Below are 23,599 nucleotides of genomic sequence, written 5' to 3'. Positions count from 1 at the left end.
TTAATCATCCAATTGCGATTCAATAAGGTTAACTGATACAAGTGTCGAAACACCCTTTTCCTGCATAGTAATACCAAAGAGACGATCAGCTGCATTCATAGTACCACGACGGTGAGTGATAACAATGAACTGAGTATTCTTTGTAAGCTTGTGCAGGTAATTTGCAAAACGGTCTACGTTTGCGTCATCAAGAGCCGCCTCAATCTCGTCAAGAAGACAGAATGGTGATGGCTTCAGATTCTGAATTGCAAACAAGAGCGCTATAGCTGTAAGCGATTTCTCACCACCGGACATCTGCATCATATTGATAAGCTTCTTTCCAGGTGGCTGAGCATTGATAATAATACCTGTTTCAAGAATGTCTTCCTCGTCAACAAGAGCAAGTGAACCGTGTCCACCACCAAAAAGCTCTTTGAAAGCCTTGTCAAACTGAACCTGAATATCCTTAAAGCCCTCTGTAAACTGCTTTCTCATTCCCTCGTCAAGCTCTTCGATAATACGAACAAGTGAAGCCTCTGCCTCAACCAAATCATCGTGCTGTCCTTTGAGGAAATTATAGCGTTCAGAAAGCTCCTTATATTCCTCAATAGCGTTTACATTGACGTTGCCCATTGCACGGATGGAATTCTTAATCTTATTCGCATCCTTCTTCATTTGATCAAGGTCGTTAAACTCAGGATCCTTCAGCTCCTCAGCATTATGGTAAGTGAGCTCATACTCATTCCACATGTAATTATTCTGATAAGAAATTGCATCGTTAATCTTCTCAATCTGAGCACCAAGACGATAGCATTCTTTATCCAGCTCTGAGATTCTGTCGGAGATCTCCTGTCTCTGCTCGAAGAAATTCTTGTGAGAGTTGTTGAGAGCATCTCTCTTTGCTATATTCTCCTTTATGTCTGACTCAAGTTTTCCAAAGGAATCGTCAGATGCAGCAATCGTGCTCTTAATTTCTTCGATTCTGTTCTGCTTAGCCTCAGTCTCCTCTTTAGAAGATGCAGCGTTTTCTTTGATAGATTCAATATCTGATAAGCATTTTTCGATTTCTGCAGTTACACGGTTAATGTTCTGCTGAACGAAATCAACATTACTTCTGGCATTTGCTTCTTCAATGAGTACCTCAGACATAGTACGGTTAACAGAGGTCTCCATGTAAGTCTTCTCGTCAACCTCGTCAGAAAGCTTCTGAATCTCTGCCTGAAGCTCCGCTTCCTTAGACTCAGATTCCTGCTTTTCAAATTCGATTTCCTTTTTGCCTGCAGTAATTTCTGTAAGCTGAGCCTCCAGCTCCTCACTTTCCTTAGCAAGGCCTTCGTAAGCTGTCAAGCTCTCCTTCTTCTGCTCGTTTGCTCTGTCCAAGCCAAGCTTAGCAGTATTAAGAGCAATAGCAGCTTCATTAAGCTTTGAAGTATTGTCTTCCCTGTCAGAATCAAGAAGTGCAGCAGCAGTCTCAATTTCAGCTGCTCTATTCTTCAGTTCATCCATTTCCTTTGAGAGAACATCAAGCTTCTCTTCAAGCTCCTCAATCTCACGGTTTCGTCCAAGAAGATTTGACTTGTTCTTAAAGTGACCACCAGTCATTGAACCACCTGGCGCCAAATATTCGCCATCAACAGTGACTATATGGATGCTGTAATTGTTCTTCTTTGCAAGAGCGATAGCTGAATCAATATTATCTGTAACAACAACTCGACCAAGCAAATAGGCTACAACACCATCAAACTTGCTGTCACAGCTTACAAGTTCTGATGCAAGACCAAGTACACCCTTCTCATCAAGAACCTCAGTCTTTTTGAAGTTACCACGTCCATCTACAGATGTAAGAGGAAGGAATGTGGCACGTCCAAGCTTATTCTCCTTTAAGAAGCTGATAAGCTTTTTAGCACAAGCCTCATCCTTTGTAACAATATTTTGAATATTACCACCGAGAGCTGTCTCGATAGCCATTTCATATTTCTTTTCAACATGGATAAGATCAGAGACAACGCCCTCGATGCCATCGATTCTGCCCTTCTGCTCCATCACCTTACGGGTTGAATTTCCATAGCCCTCATAGCGTTCTGCTATATTTTTAATAGACTCCAAACGTGTCTGAACACGGGCAAATTCATCCTTCTTAGCCTGAAGTGACTCAAAATTCTTTTTGCTCTTTTCCTTCCATTCAACTGCTTTTGCAGAAAATTCCTTATCCTTATCCTGCAACTCAAGAAGAAGACTCTGCGCATTCTTAAAGTCTTCCTCAGCAAGTGCAACAGCAACGTCCAAATCCTCCTCGCGAGTCTTACGCTCCAAGAGGCGCTGTGTCAGCTTTGCCTTACGGATATTGGTCTGTTCAAGCATTGTTTCAAGACGCTGTTCTTTAGACTTAATTGAAGCACGGTTATTGAGGAGCTCCATAATAGCCTTGTTGTCAGCATCGATTTTCTCATTATTTACAAGAATTGCATTCTGCAATTCGCTATAGCTTGATTTTACAGAATTAAGACGTTCAACAGCCTCATCCAATGTCTTATCAAAAGATTCTTTCTCTATATTGAACTCAGTAAGCTGTTTTTCCTTTTCAGCCTTGTCAGCCTCAATTTCAGCAATACGATTAGCCTGCTGCTCCTCAGATGCATTTGCCGAACGAATTTGCTCCTCCAAAAGAGCAATTTCATTTTCGAGCTTTCCTTTGAGAAGTGTAGAATCTGACTGCTCCTGCTTTAAGCTTTCAATCTTCTCGTCAAGCTCAGTAATCTCCTGCTCAAGGGCATCATACTTAACGCGAATTTCCTCCTGAGCATTCTTGCTCTCTTCCAGCTGCTGTGAAGCAATCTTTGAGTTCTTTTCAACATCATCCAAATTGTTCTGAAGTCTGTCTACCTCTAGTAAGAAAGCATTAACGTCAATCTTCTTTAAATCCTCTTTGAATTTGAGATATTTCTTGGCGTCCTCAGACTGTTTTTCCAAAGGTCCGATACGACGCTCCTGTTCAGAGAGAATATCGTTTACACGAACAAGATTCTCGCGTTCGCTTTCAAGCTTTTTAACAGATGCAGCCTTACGCTTTTTATACTTAACGATACCTACAGCTTCATCAAAAAGCTCACGTCTATCCTCAGGCTTACCAGAAAGAATCTTCTCAATCTGACCCTGTCCGATAATAGAATAGCCTTCCTTGCCGACACCAGTATCGTAGAAAAGCTCTGCGACATCCTTTAGACGGCATGGCGCACCGTTGAGAAGATATTCGCTTTCTCCAGAACGGTAAACACGTCTTGCAATTGTAACCTCTTCATAATCAATCGGAAGCACATGATCACTATTATCCATAGTAAGTGCAACATACGCATAAGAAAGCGGGCTACGAGCCTCAGTTCCTGCAAAGATGATATCCTGCATGGATGAACCTCTAAGCTGCTTTGCAGACTGCTCGCCAAGTACCCAGCGCACCGCATCCGCAACATTACTCTTACCAGAGCCGTTTGGACCAACGATACCAGTGATGCCGTTATGGAATTCGAATTTCATCTTCTTGGCAAAAGACTTGAAACCATATATTTCTATACTTTTTAAGTACATATTATTCCCCTAGTTTTTATAATTATTCCGCCTGTTACACTTACAAGCCTTGATATTACTCCGTCGAGCATAGAAAGCTCTCCTTGAGTAACATCAAGAGCTTGTCAGCTACATGCTGGATTATGAAAAAGCAAAACATATTCTTAATCGAAAATATTGCTTCATACATTAAATGATTTTAATCGAATCTTCCTTGTGGAGGCGCATAAGACCTTCGTAGGCCGCTTCCTGCTCGGCTGCCTTTTTGGTGCTGCCGATTCCACTGCCTAAGACACGAGTGCCAACCATTGCACGAACCTCGAACTGTTTTGCGTGATCAGGACCAGATTCCGAAAGAAGCTCATATGTAAGAGCTTCCTTAAAATTAGCCTGAACGACCTCTTGCAAACGTGTCTTGCTATCATAAAACAGCTGCTTATGTTCAATATCATTTAAAACAAAGCGATGAATATATTTAGAAGCAGGCTCCATTCCACCATCCAAAAAGATAGCACCAATAGTAGCCTCAAAGGCATCTGACAAAATAGACTTACGTGTACGTCCACCAGTCATATCCTCACCCTTAGAAAGGAGAACGTAATCACCAAGATTAATCTCCTTACAGATGTAAGCAAGTGTAGGCTCGCAAACAATACTTGCACGAAGCCTAGAAAGCTTACCCTCATTTAAATCGGTGTAATTTAGATACAAAAACTCACTCGAAACAATTTCAAGCACCGCATCACCAAGAAACTCAAGTCTCTCATTGTCAGAGAGCTTCTTCATGTGATGCTCATTAGCGTAAGAACTGTGTGTAAGCGCCTGGCGTAATAAGCTTTCGTCTCTAAACTCATAGCCGATAGTCTTTTGAAATTCCTTTAAATCCTTCAAAATCATACCTCCAATAGAGTTTTAAAATTTAAGAAAAGCATCCAGCCAAAGCTGGATGCTTTGAACCTTTTGATTATTTCTCAGCTACAGTCTTCTTGATAAGCTCAACTGCATCACCTACAGTTGAAAGCTTCTCAGCTGCATCTGTATCAACCTCGATATTGAGCTTTTCCTCAACACCCATTATAATCTGGAAAACATCAAGTGAATCAGCACCAAGGTCATCAACGAAAGTTGTGCTCTCTTTAATCTCAGCTGCATCTACGTTTAATACCTCAGCAATAATCTCCTTTAATAATTCGAATTCCATTGTCTAGTCCTCCTTTTGTTTATCTATCACAATATAATCTCTGATAAGCTCGTTAATTTTCTGCTCCTTGAAGGTTACACACTGAAAAATAGTGTTCTTAACCTCGTTTGCTTTGGCGCTTCCGTGAGTCTTAACCACAAGACCATTAAGGCCAAGAAGTGGAGCTCCTCCATAAGTAGTGGCGTCAAATGACTTAAGTGTCTTTTTAAGAGCAGGCAAAGCAAGTGCTGCGCCAATCTTAGAGCGAAGTGTACTCATAAGACCGCCCTTTATGACACTGATAAGTGTACTTGCAAGCCCCTCGTAAAGCTTAAGAAGTGCATTACCAACAAAGCCGTCACAAACAACAACATCTGCTGTGCCATTAGGAATCTCTCGTGCCTCGATACCACCAATGAAATTGATATCTGAGCATTCCTTAAGAAGTGGCATTGTCTCCTTCACAAGAGCATTTCCCTTTTCTTCCTCTGCGCCGTTGTTAACAATAGCAACTCGAGGATTTTTGATACCAAGAGCCTTCTCCATGTAGATACTGCCCATCCTTGCAAACTGAACAAGATGACTGCTACGACAGTCAACATTTGCTCCAGAATCTGCAAGAAGACATACGCCATTTTTAGTAGGGATAATAGCGCCGAATGGAGCACGCTCAATACCACGAATTCTTCCAACAATTCCAAGACCACCTACTAAAAGTGCCCCGGAATTTCCAGCCGAAACGAATGCATCTGCCTGGCCTTCCTTTACAAGATGAAGACCTACAACCATAGAAGAATCTTTCTTTCTCTTGATTGCCATAACAGGATGCTCAGCTGTCTCGATAACATCGCTTGCATGCTTTATTTCAATTCTGTCTGCAGGATAGGCGTGTGCACTAAGCTCAGACTTTAAAACGTCTTCCTTTCCTACAAGAATAACCTTAACTTCTTTATTTAAATTAACTGCATCAACTGCACCCTTGACCATCTCTGAAGGGGCATTATCACCGCCCATAGCGTCAAGTGCAACTACTGTATACTCTGCCATGATTACTCCCTTTCTACATACTTATAAAAGTATACTTTATATGCCAGAGAAATTCAATTAAATTCGGATGTCTACCTCAGCCCTTCCATTAGGGCAGCACCCTATATTAAAAAGGCTTTTGGGCAAAAAAATTCCCCGTATAAAATACGGGGAATTAATAATTAATCAACTGCTACGATTTCTTTCTTGTTGTATGAACCGCAAGCCTTGCAAACACGATGTGGTACCATAAGCTCACCACACTTAGAACACTTAACAAGTGTTGGGTTGCTCATCTTCCAGTTTGCTCTTCTTTTATCTCTTCTTCCCTTAGAAGATTTGTTCTTTGGACAAATAGACATGCTATTTCACCTCCTTAAAGCTATTAAAGACATCTAAAAATTGTGCCATTCTAGGATCTAAAACTGTGTCATCGCAGCCACAAGCTTCGATGTTACGATTCTTACCGCAAACTGGGCAAATGCCCTTGCAGTCATCCTGGCACAATATCTTTGCCGGGAAATTCACTAAGATCTCGTTTAATATGAGTTCATCTACATCTATGTCCTCTCCATCAACAAATGGATAAGGACCAATATCATCATCAGTAACAACCTGTCCCTCCGAAACCTGAACAGTTTCATCTACAGAAGCAGGAACCTGAAATGATACGTCTGTCAAACATCTGTCACATGGACCAACAACAGTAGCTGTAGTGTTCAATGTGATGTGAAGCTTTCCAGTGCCGATCATAGATAAAACTACATCAAATGGCTCTATGTGATTGATAGAAAAATTACTGCCAAGGTAAGAAAACTCTGTGATTTCGCAATCGCCTTTAAACTTCTTACTCTGATCAGGTAATGAAGTAATATCTTTAATAGAAATCTTCATAAATATCTCCTATCCACACTTTGTCAATTATACATAGCGTGTTTGTAGTTGTCAAACATTTTCTTAAAAAAACATCTAACTATTTAGCAGAAACGATAGCAGCTGTATCTCTTGCAATCATAACTTCCTCATTTGTAGGGATAACGTATACCTTAACCTTTGAAGAATCTGCAGAAATAAGCTTGTCCTCTGAAGGACCATCATTTCTAGATGCATCAAGCTCAACGCCCATGAATCCAAGGTGATCACAAACTGCCTGACGAAGGCCAGCATTGTTCTCGCCAAGACCTGCTGTGAAGCAAATCATATCTACACCGTTCATAGCTGCTGCGTATGCACCAACATACTTAGCGATACGGTAAGCAATCATATCCATAGCAAGCTTTGCTCTCTCATTACCTTCTGCTGAAGCTGCAATAAGATCACGGAAGTCTGAAGAGATGCCAGAAACACCAAGTGCACCTGACTCCTTGTTAAGGACATTCATAACACCTGCGAAATCAAGACCGTCCTTCTTTGCCATGAATTCAACTGCTGAAGGATCGATGTCACCAGAACGAGTACCCATAACAAGACCCTCAAGTGGAGAAAGACCCATTGAAGTATCAACTGACTTTCCGTTTAATACTGCACAGCAAGATGCACCATTACCAATGTGGCAAACGATAATCTTTGAATTGTTAATATCAGCGTTTGCAAACTCGCAAACTCTCTTTGAAACATAGCTATGAGATGTTCCGTGGAAACCATAACGACGAACACCGTACTGCTCATAGTACTTGTAAGGAACTGCGTACATATAAGCTTCCTTTGGCATTGTCTGATGGAAAGCTGTATCAAAAACACCAACCTGTGGCTTGCCTGGCATAAGCTCACGGCATGCATTAATACCAATGATATTTGCTGGGTTGTGAAGTGGAGCAAGATCGTTACACTCCTCAACAACCTTAATCATCTCATCTGTGATAAGTGCTGAAGCTGCGAACTTCTCACCACCGTGAACAACTCTGTGACCTACAGCATCGATTTCGTCAAGTGACTTAAGAGCACCTGTAGATGCATTTGTGATTGCATCGATTACAGCTGCAACAGCCTCCTTGTGTGTAGGCATTGCAATATCAGTAATTTCCTTATCGAGACCAGCCTTCTGATATACGATACGTCCATCGATACCGATTCTCTCGCAAAGACCCTTGCAAAGAACCTGCTCGCTTTCAGAGTCGATAACCTGATACTTAAGAGATGAGCTACCACAGTTAATAACTAAAATCTTCATAAATAATTGTTCCTTTCTTAAATATGTAAATCTTTCTTTAATTATTAGTTCTTTCAAACAACTATTTATTATAGCATTATTATTTGTCATAACAACCATAAATTAATGTATAATAAGTGAAGAAAAGTATTTTCGGAGGAACAAGAAATGGTAGTTGGAATCGTTGCAGAATACAACCCTTTTCACAATGGACACAAGCTCCAAATTGAATATGCCAAGAATGTATTAAAGGCTGACCAGGTTGTTGTAGCAATGTCTGGAAGCTTTACTCAGCGAGGTGAAATTGCTTGCTTTGACAAATACACCAGAGCTCATGCTGCCCTTTTGTGTGGCGCAGATGTTATTCTTGAAATTCCTACAATCTTCGCAACCTCATCTGCAAGAGAATTTGCATCTGCAGGAGTTCAACTGCTTGCAAGCACGGGAGTTATTGATAGTATTTTATTTTCAGCAGAATGTCCTGACAGGGAGTTATTTATCTCGGAAGGTGAGAAACTTGTAGAGCTTGAGAATTCAGGTGCAATAGACAACGAAATAAACACCCTCGTATCCAACGGAATCAGCTACGCTGCTGCCCGTGCGAAAGCATTAAAGACATTCCTTTCCGAAGAGCTGCTTTCATCCCCAAATAACATTTTAGGACTGGAATATTGCCGCTATATCTTTTCCAACAATATAAAAATGGATATACAGGTTATGAAGCGCCAAGGGAACGAATATAATGATTTAAGCCTGACTGGCCAGTTAAGCTCTGCATCTTCAATCAGACAGCATTTTAAGCTCAACCACGAATTCCTTGCCGTTCCAGAAGAAGTTAAAAATTTATATAAAACTTCAGCATTTGTCTCTTCAAATGACATATCTCCTATCCTTCATTACAAGCTACTTACAAAGGATAGCTATGAGGATTATCACGATTGTAGTCATGACTTATCTGATCGTATAAGAAACAATCTGAAGGATTTCGTATCATATACTCAATTCTGTGAACTATTAAAAACTAAAAACTATGAGTATTCAAGAATTAGTCGTGTGCTTTGTCACATCCTTTTAGGTCTGCATGATGTTGATTTTCAAACTGCAAAAGCAAACGAATATATTACATACATCAGGATGCTGGGGTTCTCTAAAAATGGGAATTCACTGCTTGGAAAAATTAAGAAAAACGCATCTGCCCCTCTTGTTACCGAACCGTCTGACATAGTGAACAAATTCGATATTAGGGCTGCTGATATTCACAGAGTGATTACAATAGAAAAAACTAGTAATGTATCACCTAATGAATACACAAGAAAATTCAGCTTAGTAAACATATAGAATAAACAAAAAAGCTTCAGAGAAATCTCTGAAGCTTTTTAGCAGTTCCTAGCGGAATCGAACCGCTGTTTTCGCCGTGAGAGGGCGACGTCTTAACCGCTTGACCAAGGAACCATATTTGTCTTTTGCCTTGCGACGAAGATTATAATACTATGGCGTAGCAAATAAGTCAAGTAAAAATTTGAACTTTTTTAAAAAATTTGGCAGCCTCCCAGTTTTCCATGCTCCCGCAGGGCACCCTCCATACTCAAGCCTGGGCCCCACCCGCCCGGTGTAGGTCCCTCCCAGGCTTGGCATGGCATTTCCCTGCTCGCGCTTACCAAGTATGAGAAGCCGCCAAATATCATATATTATTTCGTCGCTTACGAAATCTACGATTCGTATCCGTTAGGATTGTTCTTCTGCCATCTCCATGAGTCAGCGCACATTTCTTTGATGCCGTACTCTGCTGTCCAGCCAAGCTCTTCCTTAGCCTTTGTAGCATCTGAATAGCATGTTGCAATATCGCCTGCACGACGAGGCTTAATCGTGTATGGAATCTTGATATCGTTGGCTTCCTCAAAGTTCTTTACAATATCAAGAACTGAGTAACCTACACCTGTACCAAGGTTGTAAATCTTAAGACCTGCATTTTCTTCAATCTTCTTAAGAGCCTTTACATGTCCCTTAGCAAGATCAACAACATGGATATAATCACGTACGCCAGTACCGTCTGGAGTATCATAATCATTACCAAATACACCAAGCTCAGGAAGCTTTCCTACTGCAACCTGTGTGATGTATGGCATAAGGTTGTTTGGAATACCATTTGGATTTTCTCCCATTGTTCCTGATGGATGAGCACCAATTGGATTGAAGTAACGAAGAAGAACTACGTTCCACTCGTTATCTGCCTTTTGCATATCAGAAAGAATCTGCTCAAGCATAGACTTTGTCCATCCATATGGGTTTGTACACTGCCCCTTAGGGCAGTTCTCTGTGATAGGGATCTCGGCTGGATCTCCGTAAACTGTAGCTGAAGATGAGAAAATGATATTCTTGCAGCCATGCTGTCTCATAACATCTACGAGAGTAAGTGTACCTGCAATATTGTTCTCATAGTATTCCCAAGGCTTTGCAACTGACTCACCAACTGCCTTAAGGCCTGCAAAATGAATACAAGAATCAAGCTGCTCCTTCTCGAATACTTCATTTAATCTATCTCTATCTAGGATATCTCCCTTATAGAATTTAACTGGCTTTCCTGTAATTGCCTCTACTCTCTCAAGAGACTTCTCTGAAGCATTTGAAAGGTTGTCATAAACAACAACATCATAGCCTGCCTGCTGAAGCTCTACGCATGTGTGGCTACCAATAAAACCCGCTCCACCTGTAACTAAAATTGCCATAACATATCCTCCTTTGTATTAACACTTTTATGTTAACTAAAATAAAGGATATCAGATATGTAGATTTAAAAAAAGGTATAATTTTGAATATATTAGCGCAAAAACAATTAAATACATGGTAAAAGTAAACAAAAAAAGAGTCTTGGGAATAATCCCAAGACTCTTATCATCCTAAAGATATTAAGCAGCTACCTTTTCCTTAGCTACTTCAACGAGCTTTGCAAAACCTTCAGCGTCGTTAACAGCGAGCTCAGCGAGCATCTTTCTGTTCATCTCAACACCTGCAAGCTTAAGACCATACATGAACTTAGAGTATGAAAGTCCATTGATACGAGCTGCAGCATTGATACGAGCGATCCAAAGCTGTCTGAACTGTCTCTTCTTCTGCTTTCTACCAGCATATGAAGATGTAAGGGCACGCATAACTGACTGCTTTGCAACACGATACTGCTTGCTTCTAGCGCCTCTGTAACCCTTTGCTAACTTTAATGTTCTATTATGTCTCTTCTTAGCGTTTAATCCGCCTTTAACTCTTGCCATTTTAAATTCCTCCTAACCAAATCAATAACTAATTACAACCAAATCTTAGAGATATGGAAGTACTTTCTTCATGTTCTTAACGTTTGTTGAATCAACGATTGCAGACTGACGAAGATTTCTCTTTCTCTTTGTAGTCTTCTTGGTTAAGATATGGCTCTTGTATGCCTTGTTTCTCTTAAGCTTTCCTGTTCCTGTTACCTTAAAGCGCTTTGCAGCTGCTCTTCTTGTCTTCATCTTTGGCATGATAATTTTCCTCCTGTATTACGATTTCTTTTCTGTAAGCACCAAGCTCATAGAACGACCTTCAATCTTTGGTGCCTTTTCCACTACTGCAACATCAGCAAGCGCCTCAGCAAAATCATCAAGGATGTGCTTTGAGGACTGCATGTGTGCCATCTCACGACCGCGGAAACGGAGTGTAACCTTTACCTTATCGCCCTTAGAGATGAACTTCTTCGCTGCGTTTACCTTTGTGTTCATATCATTAGCATCGATGTTTGGAGACATACGAATCTCTTTAACCTCAACAACGTGCTGCTTTTTCTTGGCTTCCTTTTCCTTGCGAGCCTGCTCATAACGGAACTTTCCGTAATCAACAATCTTGCACACTGGTGGATTTGCCTTTGGTGAAATCTTAACGAGATCTAAGCCCTCGTCATCTGCAAGCTTCTGAGCTTCCTTTGCTGACATAATGCCAAGCTGTTCCCCATCAGAACCGATTACACGAACTTCCTTATCGCGAATCTGCTCATTAATCATTAAATCGCTAATGGTACTACCTCCAATAAATAAAAAAATAGTGGATACAGAATATCCACCATAAATCATCACAAACAAGGTTTGTGTGAAATATAAGACCCGAGTCACTTAAGACGTAGTGCTAAGGTGAGAGTGGATACTCTACTTTGTTTTCACAACATAGGTAATATAACACGCAAACTGGGTATAGTCAACAGTTTGTTTTATTTTAAATAAAAAATTTATTTATAACCTCTGCTATACCAGAATTGTTGTTATCATTTTCTGTAACATAATCTGCAACAGCCTTCAATTCATCTCTGCCATTGGCCATCGCAACGCCAACTCCCGCGAGCTCAACCATACTAATGTCGTTTCTTTCATCACCGCAGGCTACAACATGAGAAAGTGGAATATTTAAGAATTCTGCAAGCTTTTTGATTCCATCGCCCTTTCCTGTTCCGCGCTTCACATACTCAAGAAATGCATAATGTGAAAAGAAGCTTTCAAATCTGTCATCAAAAATTGATGCATTATCATCCTTAAAAGCCTGAAGATGCTCAGGATAGTCGTAATCAACAGCCATTATCTTAGTAATGTGCTTGCCCTTAAGCTCGTTTACATCTGTGATATAAATCAGTTGCTCCTTCGAAAGCTGCTTATAGCTTTCAATGAAATGGTTGTCATTAAAAGTATAAATACATCCGTTATCAAAAACGATACAGGTGAAGTTTGCTTCAAGGATAGCATTTACAAGCTCAATAGCATTTTCTTCATCAATATAATCACCAAAAAGAATGTCATCACTCAACATTGTTGTTCCAACAACACCCTGATAGCCAAGCATGTAAACATTATCTCGATGGAATTCCTTGTAGACTGATAAAATCTTTTTCAAAGCATTGTTTGGTCTTCCTGTATCGAATGCAAATACATGGCCTGCATCCAAAAGCTTTGTAATTGCCTCTAAATTCTCCTTTGAAATCTTTTTATCATCATCAAAAAGTGTGCCGTCCATATCCACGGCTAAAAGCTTATTACTCATCAACAACCTCATTAGCCAGAATCGGTACGAAAGTTCTCTTTTTCATGAAATCTATTTCTGGCTCATTATTTCTCTTAGCTTCTCGACAGAAGGTGTCCTGCGCACCGACAGGTTTTTGCCCTCTTGAAGGCTTTATTCTAACATAGGTTCCCTCTTCTGTCATCTCGTAAGCTTTAAGAGTATCCGAAAGCTGAACATCCAAAATATGCTTAACCTGCTTCTTCAGCTGCTCATCCTCTACTGGGAACATTATTTCCACGCGTCTGTCCAGATTTCTAGGCATCCAGTCTGCACTTCCCATATAAATGTCCTCGTGACCATTATTATAAAAATAGAAAATGCGTGCATGTTCCAGATAAGTTCCAACTATGGATGAAACATGAATATTTTCGCTTACTCCTGGTATTCCAGTTCTAAGGCAGCAAATACCACGGATAATCAGATGAATCTTTACCCCGGCATTATTTGCTTCGTAAAGCTTCTCTATAATCCCCTTATCACAAAGTGAATTCATCTTTGCAATGATTAAAGCATCCTTGCCGTCCTGAGCATTGTGAATCTCTCTGTCAATAAGGCTGACAAAGGTGTCGCGAAGCCAAAGAGGTGCAACAACAAGCTTGTTCCAGCTGGCAGGCTCAGAATAACCAGATAGCATATTAAATACAGCAGTAGCATCCTCACCGTAGGACTCGCGACAAGTGAGCATGCCACAATCAGTATAGAGCTTAGCTGTAGAATCATTATAATTTCCTGTGCCAAGATGCACGTAACGTCTGATGCCATCCTCCTCTCGGCGGACAACTAAAGCTATCTTACAATGAGTCTTTAATCCTACAAGTCCATAAATAACATGGCAGCCTGCTTTTTCAAGCTTCTTTGCCCAGATAATATTATTTTCCTCGTCAAATCGAGCCTTCAGCTCTACTAGTACAGTAACCTGCTTGCCATTTTCAGCTGCATGGGCAAGACTTGCAATAATAGGCGAATTTCCGCTGACACGATAAAGGGTCTGCTTGATAGCAAGAACCTGTGGATCAAATGCTGCCTGAGCAATAAAATCCACCACTGGATCAAAGGTCTGATATGGATGATGCAAAAGAATATCACCCTTTTTTATCTCTTCAAAAATCTTCTCACCAGGTCTCAATCGCGGATTTTCCTGTGGTTTAAAGCTAGGTGCACGAAGATTTGAATGCCCCTCAATTCCATATAGCCTCATAAGAAATGTCAAATCAATTGGGCCTTTGATTTTATATATATCAATCTCATTTACTCCAAGATTCTTTTTCAAAATTGAAAGGAGCTTTTTATTAATAGAGGATTCAACCTCAAGACGAATAACTTCGCCCCACTGACGGGACTTGATCTGCTTTTCAATTTCGATAAGCAAATCCTCTGCGCCCTCTTCATCGATGGAAAAATCCGCATTTCTCATAATACGATATGGAGCCGCGGCAACTACATTATAATTAAGGAAAAGCTTATCCATGTTACGCTCAATTATCTGCTCCAAGAGGATGAAACAATCATGATTCTTGTCATCTGATGGCAGAGAAACAAAACGCGGAAGCACAGAAGGCACCTGAACAGTGGCAAACTCCACGTCATCACTTTCATTTTTAGTTCCAACACCCACCGTGTCAGCCTTTTTTTCAATAAGTGCTGCAATATTAAGAGACTTATTGCGAATAAGGGGAAACGGCCTTGAGGCATCAAAAGCCATCGGCGTAAGGACCGGATAAACCTGGCTCATAAAAAATGAATCTATAAACTTCAGCTGCTCCTGATTCAAATCCTCATATCGCTCATATAAATAAATGCCATTTCCCCGAAGAATTGGCATCAGAGATTTATTAAAGGTGTTGTACTGGAAATCTACAAGCTCTCTGGTTTTTTCATTGATTGCGATAAGCTGCTCTGTAGGAGTCATCCCAGCAATATCAGGCTTGGTATAGCCAGCGTGCTCCATATCCTTTAACGATGCCACACGAACCATAAAAAACTCATCAAGATTTGAGGATGTTATGCTAACAAATTTGATGCGTTCCAAAATAGGAAGATCTTTTACAAGAGCTTCATTCAAAACGCGTCGCTCAAATTTAAGCCAGCTCAGCTCGCGATTATCATAATATTTTGAATCTGAAATATTGATACGTGTCATAATTCCTCCTAAAGGCGCTTATTCTCTTTAAGCACAGGCTTGATAGAAAAAATCTGTTCAAAGAAATCTGCATTCTTTTTAAATAATCCCTTTTCCAATGCAAGGGAGCTGTTTGACTCGATTGTTATAACAAGCTCTCTATCCTTTACCCTCATAGAAACATTTTTGATTTTCTGTTTGTGAGAACGATCAAGAGCATTTGCAACCTTTAAAATACCAAGGAGCTTTAAAATAAGCAGGTATTCCTCTGTGGTAAACCTGTCAGATAGATTTTCGTATGGTTCCAAAGGCTTTCTATTAAACTCTACAGTAGTAGCAATTATCTCTCGTTCCTTATGACTAAGGCCGAGGATTTCCGAAGCCATAATAATTGTATAGGAACAGCTGGAGGCCTCTGCCAGTGATATATATTTTCCGCAATCATGAAGAATTGCTATACACTGCATCAAAACCCTGTGTCTCTTTCCGAGGCCATGATACTTTTTCATTGCATCAAAAATCTCTCCCGACAACTTGAACAAGGCCTTTAAATGAGGCTGGTAGCTATCGTATCGTTTAGCAATTGACCAGGCAGCCGTGATAATATCATTGTCAAAATCATGCTTGGCAGTGAGCCACTTTTTGTTATAGCAATGATTATAGGCCATGCCCTCACAAACAGATACACCAGGTGCCACCACAACCTTTGGTCCAAGGGTCTCAGCAAGAGTCTTGTAAAGCATAACCACAGGCTCAATGAGATATTCATTTTCAAGATACAGGTCATGTTCTTCTTCGAAACGCTTTATATATTGCTTATTGATTTTATTTAAAAATGTAAGATAATCCTCCACATTGATTTTTTTAGAGGTTACACTTGAAATTTTATCTGCAATGGTACTGACCTGAACCCCAAGGAGAATCATATACTTAGGCTCGATATCACGAAGAAACATGGTTTTAAAGACCTCAAGCTCCTTGTACATCATCTCATAAATCTGTTCCATAGAAGTTAAAGAAGAACCAAGCTTCTTAATACTTTCACTTACAGCAACAGTACCCATGCTAAGGTGCTGAGTCGTAATAATCTTTCCTTTTGAAAACAGGGTAATCTGTAGCGAAACGCCACCTATATCTATAAGAACCGCAGATTCATTAATTAATTCTTCGAAATCATCTGTGGATGCCACCGCCTGATATCCAAGAAAACGCTGCTCAGAATTAGAGAGAACCTCAATGGAAAATCCAGTGCGCTGCTTTATCTGCTCAAGTACAATGAGTGAATTGTCAGCCTGTCTAATATTTGGACCCGCAACAACGGAATAGCTATCAACCTTGTAGCTGTCGATAGCTATTTTCATATCATTCAGGACCTTGCAAAGCTTATCAGTGGTCTCTGGCATAATGCTACCATAACGCAAAACATCCTTCACCACATCCGAAGGCGCCTTGATAGTATCAATAGTTTTAATCCTTTTCTGCTGTTTGCCAATTTCAAAGACCTTCATTGTGGTCTCGTAAGAACCAATATATATGCTTGCAAAAAGCTTCATAACTAACCCCTTTTCTCCTCTAGTAATTGCCTAAAACTCGAATACTAACGCATTCCTCCTTCAGGCCAATAAGTGCATTTCGAACCGCTTCATCATTAAGATTTCCATCAATGTCAATAAAGAATCTGTACTGCCAATTAACCCCCTTAATTGGACGGGATTCGATTCTATTCATATTGATGCCATTAAACATGAGATTTGAAAGTATACGATAAAGACTTCCAGGCTCATGGGAAATTTCAAGACAAAGACTAATTTTATCAGCATCCTTGCGATATTTCTTATCCTTGGAAACGATAATGAAGCGAGTCTCGTTATTCTTGTCATCCTGAATTGCTTCCTCAAGAATATCTAAATTATAGAGAATCGCATTATATTTGCTTCCAATTGCAGCCTGAGTTTTGTCTCCATCGTCACGAATCTTTTGAGCACTCATGGCTGTATTTCGAAGGTTCTTAACATCCCAGTCTATATGCTTTGTACGAATGTACTCATCACACTGGGCGATAGCCTTCGGATGAGAATAAACTGTTTTGATATCTTCTATCTTAGAGCCTTTAACACCAAGAAGAGCATGATCAATCTTTAGAATCTGTTCGCCAATAATAGCCACATTGTATTCCGAAAGCAAATCAAAATTTTCTTCGATTGAGCCTGCTAAGCTATTTTCAATTGGAAGAACTGCATAATCTGCCTTGCCTGAACTGATAGCATCCATAGCATCACGCCAAAGATCAACATGGAAGCTTTCTTTCATGTTGTCATCAAAAAATGCCAACATGGCAAGCTGTGAATATGCTCCCTGAACGCCCTGAAAGCAAACTGTTGACTGAGAAAAATCAAAATCCTTAACCTCATGAAAGCCTGTATCAAAATTAACTCCACGCTCTCTGAGTATAGAGAACTGCTTTTTGCGACTTATAGACATTATCTGTGTGTACAGTTCCTTGACAGATTGCTGACTAAAATCGTCGGAAACATAAGATGAAAGCTTGATAAGCTTCTCATCCTCCCTTGCTTTGTCGTACACCTTTTTTCCTGTGGCGATTTTATACTCTGCCACCTGACATGCAAGCTCCATTCGCTTGATGAAAAGCTTTAGAATCTCGCTATCTACCTGGTCAATCTCTACTCTGATGTCTTGTAAGTCTCTCATGCTGCTCCTTATTTTGTGTCTACTTCTTTAATTGGCGGGTTAAATAAGCTAACGCTGGTACTTCCCACTGGAACATGGAAAGTTGCCTCAGAATAATAATCCCGGAAATAAACGTATTTGCTTGTAATATTTATATTGTTATACTGTCCCTCTGCTATTAAAAACTCTGCTCCTGTAGTCAAATCAACCATATACAAACCATCAGGATTGCCCTTCAGGCTCTGGTAATAGAGATAATTCTTGTTCAGATTATAGCAAACTGCACCATAGGAGGTAAGTCCTGTCTTGGTACCTCCACCAAGAGAAACAGTGTAAACACGATGCTTGTTATCCAAATCAATAAAGTATAAATCGCGCTTCATGATAATTGGAAGCCAAAGATTCTCAGCTGAGACATAAGATGAATCCTTGGTAGTAATGTTCATGGAATGAAGATTGTGATCATTTTCAACGCCTGCATAATAAAACTTATCGCCCACAACACAGCGTGGATCAAGTGGTACCTTGCTAAGCTGTTCACGCTCCGTAGCATCAATCTTTACAGTATATAAAGTGGTAGCTTCCTCTGCATCATAACGAAGATAAATCACTGTGTTTCCACAAAGAGCGCATGCGTTGCAGATAGCATCATCAAGAATCGTAACCTTTTTAGACTTGCGATCCATGCGACACAAACTGTCTGTGTTTACGCCTAGGAAACCCATTTGTGAATTATCTTTATACTTCTTTCCGTTACGGCTGTAATAAAGATAATGCTCGTCAGCATTCAGGTAGAATATTGAGTCATTGGCAACATATTGAATATCTGATTCGTCAGGGTTCATCTTGTAAAGACGGTCCCCATCATTTGGATTGGCAAAATAAACCGTGTCGTCAATCTCGCAAAACAGACCATTGCCATAAAGATTTCCAATGGTGTTTCCATTGGTATCAGGCTCATTGAAATGGGTCATGGTACTGATGTATTTGTAAACAAAACCACCAACCACAACTGCAAGAAAAACAACAATTAAAATGACTCTTCTAACTATCTTCATTCTACAGCCCTCCTAAAAGTATGTGTCAGGTTAGGTAAAATCAAAGATCGATAGCTGATTTGACTGTGGCAAATCCTTGATTATGCCAAGTTCAACCATTTTATCAAGTATTGTCTGTGAAACCTTTCCTCTTTCCTTTATATCGTCAAGTGAAAGGAATTTGCCCTGTGATGCGGCAATCTGAAGCTGCTCGGCAGCCTTGTCACCCATTCCAGGGAGTGAATTAAACGGTGGAAGTATCTTTCCATCTACTATTTTAAAGTATCTTGAGTCAGATTGGTATAGGTCCATAGGTAAAAAATCAAAACCACGGGCATACATTTCCTGAACTAGTCTTAGAGCAATCAAAATATCCTTATCTGTTGCAGATGGATTTGCCATAGCCTTAAGAGTCTTAATCTCCTGCTCGGCTCTGGCTTTGCCCTGGCAGCATTTCTCATAATCAAAGCCACCAGCTCTGATTGAGAAGAAGGCAGCATAATATGCAAGAGGATAATTAATCTTGCAATAGGCAACACGCCAAGCCATCATAACGTAGGCTGCAGCATGGGCCTTAGGGAACATATATTTAATCTTTTCACAAGAACCAATGTACCAATCAGGAACACCATGCTCCTGCATGTGCTGCTTGTAGGTTGGCCATTCATCACATTTGCCTTTAGCAACAACACCCTTACGAACTCGCTCCATGATAGTGAAGGATTCCGCTGGGTCAAGTCCCTTATGAATAAGATAAACCATGATATCATCACGAGTACAAATAGCCTCGGTGATAGTGGCCGTTCCACTAAGAATAAGGTCCTGAGCATTACCTAACCATACGTCAGTACCATGGGCAAGTCCTGCAATTCGAACCAAATCAGTAAAGTACTGAGGCTTAGCCTCAACAAGCATCTGCATAGCAAAGTCAGTACCAAACTCTGGGATTCCAAGAGTTCCAAGTGGGGTACCCATAATGTCATCTGGAGTTATTCCAAGGGCTTCAGTACTCTGAAACAATGACATAACGCCCTTATCATCAAAAGGAATTGTTGTAGCATCTATGCCTGTCAAATCCTCCAAACGCTTAATCATTGTAGGGTCAAGGTGCCCTAAGATATCAAGCTTAAGAAGGTTGGCATCAATTTTATGATAATCAAAGTGAGTGGTTACAATATCGGTATCCTTGTTAGCAGGATGCTGAACTGGTGTGAATGAACAAATATCCTCTCCATTCGGAAGAACTACTACACCACCAGGATGCTGACCAGTTGTAGACTTAACACCTTCAATACCCTTTGCTATTCTCTCGTTTTCCGCACGACGCTTTCTCACATCACGCTTTTCAAAATACTTGAGAACATATCCAACGGCGTTCTTATCAGCAAGGGTTGAAACTGTCCCGGCCTTGAAGGTCTGTCCTTCACCGAAAATAACCTCAGTATATTTATGAGCCTTTGACTGATATTCATTTGAAAAATTCAAATCGATATCAGGCTCCTTGTCACCTTTGAATCCAAGGAAGGTCTCGAAAGGAATATCAAAACCATCCTTTGCAAGAGGCTTACCACATTTAGGACAAATCTTGTCCGGCATATCTACACCAGAAAGTCCCTGGTTAACAATCTCCTGAACCTCTGGACCGTCAAAATCTACGTAAAAGCAATTTGGACAGCGATAATGTGGTGGCAGAGGATTAACCTCAGTGATACCAGCCATAGTAGCTGCAAAGGAAGAACCAACAGAACCACGGGAACCAACCAGATAGCCATCCTCGTTTGATTTCCAAACCAGCTTCTGAGCGATGATGTACATAACGGAATATCCATTGCCAATAATAGAATTCAGTTCACGCTCCAAGCGGGCTGATACTATCTCTGGAAGCTCAGGGCCGTATACCTCATGTGCTCTTGTCTCGCAGATACGACGCAAATCCTCCTCGGAATGCTCGATAACTGGAGGACATTTATCAGGGCGAACCGGGTGAATATACTCACACATGTCCGCAATCATATTCGTATTTTCAATTACTACCTCGTGAGCCTTTGCCATGCCAAGGTATGAAAACTCTTCCAACATTTCTGTTGTTGAATGAAGATAAAGAGGTGCTTGCTGGTCTGCATCATCAAAACCCTTGTTCGCCATGATAATACGACGGTAAACCTCATCCTCTGGATCAAGGAAATGCACGTCACAGGTGGCAACTACCGGCTTATTAAACTCTTCACCTAAGCCAACAATTTGCTTGTTAATTTCCTGAAGATCTTTAACGGAATTAATATCCTCATATTTGTCAGAACGAATCATGAAGTCATTATTGCCAACTGGCTGAATTTCAAGGTAATCATAATAGCTTGCAATACGGGCAATCTCAGAATCGTCCCTACCATCAATGATGGCCCCATAAAGCTCACCTGCCTCGCAGGCCGAACCGATAATTAAGCCCTCTCTCAGCTCAGTAAGCAGCGACTTTGGCACTCTAGGATATCTGGCAAAATATTTCAAATGAGACTCAGAAACCAATCTGTAAAGGTTGATACGTCCCAAGTCATTCTTTGCAAGAACAATGCAGTGATGAGCTCGCATCTTCTTAATCTGATCTGCCGTAGGTTTTGCCTTTGCATTCAAATCAGAAAGATCAAAGGTTTGCTCTGCCTCAAGCTTATTTATAAAGTTTAAGAAAATCTTGGCTGTAACCTCAGCATCAGCTATAGCACGATGATGATGCTCGTTAACAACATTTTCCATCTTACAAACAGCATCAAGATTAAATCTTGCATTGTTTGGATGAAGATAACGGGCAACCTCCATTGTATCCACATGAGTAAAATCGTATTCCAAACCAAGAAGATGACAATTGTGCTTAATAAATGCTGTATCAAAAATAGCATTATGTGCAACCAAAATTGAATCCTTACAAAAATCCATAAACTTTGGAAGGATAACATCGATTGTAGGCGCACCAATAACCATATCATCTGTGATTGATGTAAGCTCAGTTGTCTTGTAAGAAATAGGCACTTGAGGATTAATGAACTCAGAGAATTTATCAATAACCTCACCATCTTTAATCTTTACTGCACCAATCTCGATAATCTTTGAAGTTCTAGGATTTACACCGGTTGTCTCAATATCGAAAACAACATACTGGTCCCTAAGTGACTGGCCCTTTGGATTGGTGACAGGACGCTTTGTATCATCTACAAGATAAATCTCGCAACCGTAAATAACCTTAAAATCACCAAGACCCTTCATATGATCCGCATCACAAAAAGCCTGAACAACGCCATGGTCTGTAATGGCAAGAGCCTTGTGGCCCCAATCCTTTGCTCGAGAAATGATAGAAGTAATCTCGGAAACTCCATCGAATTCAGACATCTTTGTATGACAATGAAGCTCTACACGTTTTTCGACAGCAGTATCTGTTCGAACAACTCTGAAATCCTTAATCTTCTGAACACAGGTAATGCGGCCAACAGTAAGCTCCTTTGAGTAAATGTCCTCGTCTAGCTTACCCTGAACTTTGTAGAAACCGCCTACCTTAAGACCGGATTCAAACTCGCGGCCCTGTTCTGCATCTGAGAAGAAAAACTTTACAGAAATAGAATCTGTAAAATCAGTCATGGAACCAGTACCAAAGTAGCCACCCTTTTTAGTCTCTCTGAACTCTAAAGCTGTAAGCTGACCTCGAATTACAATTGGACCTAAAAGCTCACCGTTGATTTCTTCCATAGGAGTAGCGTTCTCAATAATTTCGCTACCCATGATTACATCTGGGTCGTCAGTTTTCTTAAGAGGTCTGACGAATTTCTTTTCTACCTTTTCAGGCTCATCTGTCTGTTTAGAACTTGAATCCTTGGCTGAAGTATCAATACTTTCAGACTTAGACTCATCCTTATCCTCTGCAGCGAAGGTTCTGGCATTAATAGCCTTTATTCTATTTTCAATCTCAAGCTTGGCATTCTCCAAGTATTTTGATTTAACAGGCTCTTTATAATCAAAAATAATTGGAACATCTAAATGGCAGCGTCTGCAAATGATGGTGTGAAGCAGGTCAAAAAGCTCTGCCTCTTTCTCACGACCAATAACAGTGTCCTCGATTGTAACCTTAAGCTTACCATCCTCTGTGATATCAACATCAGCTTTTTTGTATATGTTAAAAAGAAGAGCACTTCTATCCTCTAGCTCTTCTAAAATACTGTCATTATATGAAGATATTAAATTCTCAGGAGTGTACTGACTTGAGAGGTCGAAATCCTCAAGAATACGAATTGATACTCCATTATTAGGGAAAAACTGTTTCTTTATTGACTTTTCCAAGTGCCAAATGCGGCGCTTAGGAATTAGAGTATTGAAAGTAACATATATCCTTATATCATCTTTAGAACGACCTGTGCTGACCTTAGTGACAGTGGCGTCACTAAGGGCTGTAGCAAGGTCGTTCTCAGCATTCATATTTGGGAATACTTCATAAAATCCCATTTGATCCATAACTAATTCTCCGAATAACAAAGTCCGGTGGTTACGGTTACAAGCCTTGGGTCTCTTACTAGATGTAAGCTAAAGCTTACTAGACCACAAAAGTTGATTGCTAAAGCAATCATCCTTTTGGGATCATATTTCGGCTACATGCCTCATTCAGAGACCCAAGAGTTTGATACCTACCACCTCATCTAAAGACGTAGATAACACAACTCATCTACCACCTCATCTAAATACTCTAGATGAATAATAAACACACAGCATCATCTAAAAAAACTTTAGATTAATATTTTTATACTAATAGATTA

At 40.3% G+C, this 23,599-nt stretch carries 18 protein-coding genes and 1 tRNA gene; 1 reads left to right on the top strand and 18 read right to left on the bottom strand.

Annotated elements, in window-relative coordinates; all coding sequences use genetic code 11:
• From smc to FXF36_RS11965, 7 genes are all read right to left on the bottom strand, one after another.
• Complete coding sequence (gene smc / locus FXF36_RS11995) at nt 1-3,561, bottom strand: chromosome segregation protein SMC (protein WP_151624396.1); 3,561 nt, start codon at nt 3,559-3,561, stop codon at nt 1-3.
• Nucleotides 3,562-3,729: 168 nt separating this feature from the next.
• Nucleotides 3,730-4,437, bottom strand: coding sequence for a ribonuclease III (rnc, locus tag FXF36_RS11990; protein WP_420330082.1), 708 nt, complete (start codon nt 4,435-4,437; stop codon nt 3,730-3,732).
• 67 nt (nt 4,438-4,504) lie between these two features.
• Entirely contained in the window at nt 4,505-4,741 is a 237-nt protein-coding gene (gene acpP / locus FXF36_RS11985) for an acyl carrier protein (protein WP_151624392.1), read from the bottom strand.
• Between the two features lie 3 nt (nt 4,742-4,744).
• Nucleotides 4,745-5,767 (bottom strand): phosphate acyltransferase PlsX, encoded by a 1,023-nt coding sequence (gene plsX, locus FXF36_RS11980; protein WP_151624390.1) that lies wholly within the window; start codon nt 5,765-5,767, stop codon nt 4,745-4,747.
• Between the two features lie 161 nt (nt 5,768-5,928).
• A complete protein-coding gene (gene rpmF / locus FXF36_RS11975; protein WP_090149549.1) occupies nt 5,929-6,108 on the bottom strand; it encodes a 50S ribosomal protein L32 in 180 nt (59 codons plus the stop codon).
• 1 nt (nt 6,109) lies between these two features.
• Nucleotides 6,110-6,640: a YceD family protein gene (locus FXF36_RS11970; RefSeq protein WP_151624388.1), complete on the bottom strand. Its 531-nt coding sequence runs from the start codon at nt 6,638-6,640 to the stop codon at nt 6,110-6,112.
• A gap of 79 nt (nt 6,641-6,719) precedes the next feature.
• Nucleotides 6,720-7,916, bottom strand: a complete 1,197-nt coding sequence (locus FXF36_RS11965) for an acetate/propionate family kinase (protein WP_151624386.1) — start codon at nt 7,914-7,916, stop codon at nt 6,720-6,722.
• A gap of 147 nt (nt 7,917-8,063) precedes the next feature.
• On the opposite strand from FXF36_RS11965, the gene FXF36_RS11960 reads away from it, so the two are divergent.
• Nucleotides 8,064-9,233, top strand: a complete 1,170-nt coding sequence (locus tag FXF36_RS11960) for a tRNA(Met) cytidine acetate ligase (RefSeq protein WP_151624385.1) — start codon at nt 8,064-8,066, stop codon at nt 9,231-9,233.
• A 42-nt stretch (nt 9,234-9,275) separates the two neighbouring features.
• Here the strand turns inward: FXF36_RS11960 and FXF36_RS11955 are convergent.
• From FXF36_RS11955 to FXF36_RS11905, 11 genes are all read right to left on the bottom strand, one after another.
• Nucleotides 9,276-9,347: transfer RNA gene (locus tag FXF36_RS11955), tRNA-Glu, on the bottom strand.
• A gap of 257 nt (nt 9,348-9,604) precedes the next feature.
• Entirely contained in the window at nt 9,605-10,621 is a 1,017-nt protein-coding gene (galE, locus tag FXF36_RS11950) for a UDP-glucose 4-epimerase GalE (protein ID WP_151624383.1), read from the bottom strand.
• A gap of 180 nt (nt 10,622-10,801) precedes the next feature.
• A complete protein-coding gene (rplT, locus tag FXF36_RS11945) occupies nt 10,802-11,161 on the bottom strand; it encodes a 50S ribosomal protein L20 (RefSeq protein WP_015549854.1) in 360 nt (119 codons plus the stop codon).
• A gap of 45 nt (nt 11,162-11,206) precedes the next feature.
• Complete coding sequence (gene rpmI / locus FXF36_RS11940) at nt 11,207-11,404, bottom strand: 50S ribosomal protein L35 (protein WP_028236330.1); 198 nt, start codon at nt 11,402-11,404, stop codon at nt 11,207-11,209.
• An 18-nt stretch (nt 11,405-11,422) separates the two neighbouring features.
• Nucleotides 11,423-11,920, bottom strand: coding sequence for a translation initiation factor IF-3 (gene infC, locus FXF36_RS11935; protein WP_151624381.1), 498 nt, complete (start codon nt 11,918-11,920; stop codon nt 11,423-11,425).
• 208 nt (nt 11,921-12,128) lie between these two features.
• The gene (locus FXF36_RS11930; protein WP_167511380.1) at nt 12,129-12,944 is read right to left on the bottom strand and encodes a Cof-type HAD-IIB family hydrolase; all 816 of its coding nucleotides are present in this window, start codon (nt 12,942-12,944) and stop codon (nt 12,129-12,131) included.
• Nucleotides 12,937-15,105, bottom strand: a complete 2,169-nt coding sequence (locus tag FXF36_RS11925; protein ID WP_151624377.1) for an RNA degradosome polyphosphate kinase — start codon at nt 15,103-15,105, stop codon at nt 12,937-12,939. Before FXF36_RS11925 ends, FXF36_RS11930 begins: the two co-directional genes overlap by 8 nt.
• An 8-nt stretch (nt 15,106-15,113) precedes the next feature.
• The gene (locus FXF36_RS11920) at nt 15,114-16,637 is read right to left on the bottom strand and encodes a Ppx/GppA phosphatase family protein (protein ID WP_151624375.1); all 1,524 of its coding nucleotides are present in this window, start codon (nt 16,635-16,637) and stop codon (nt 15,114-15,116) included.
• A gap of 19 nt (nt 16,638-16,656) precedes the next feature.
• Entirely contained in the window at nt 16,657-17,793 is a 1,137-nt protein-coding gene (gene pheA / locus FXF36_RS11915) for a prephenate dehydratase (protein WP_151624373.1), read from the bottom strand.
• An 8-nt stretch (nt 17,794-17,801) separates the two neighbouring features.
• Nucleotides 17,802-18,830, bottom strand: coding sequence for a DUF5050 domain-containing protein (locus FXF36_RS11910; RefSeq protein WP_151624371.1), 1,029 nt, complete (start codon nt 18,828-18,830; stop codon nt 17,802-17,804).
• Nucleotides 18,831-18,860: 30 nt separating this feature from the next.
• On the bottom strand, nt 18,861-23,300 hold the full coding sequence (locus FXF36_RS11905) for a PolC-type DNA polymerase III (protein ID WP_151624369.1): 4,440 nt from the start codon (nt 23,298-23,300) through the stop codon (nt 18,861-18,863).
• Nucleotides 23,301-23,599: the final 299 nt, after the last annotated feature.

This window comes from Pseudobutyrivibrio xylanivorans (assembly GCF_008935055.1).
GTDB lineage: Bacteria > Bacillota > Clostridia > Lachnospirales > Lachnospiraceae > Pseudobutyrivibrio > Pseudobutyrivibrio xylanivorans_A.
This window is presented reverse-complemented; position numbering and strand designations above follow the sequence as displayed.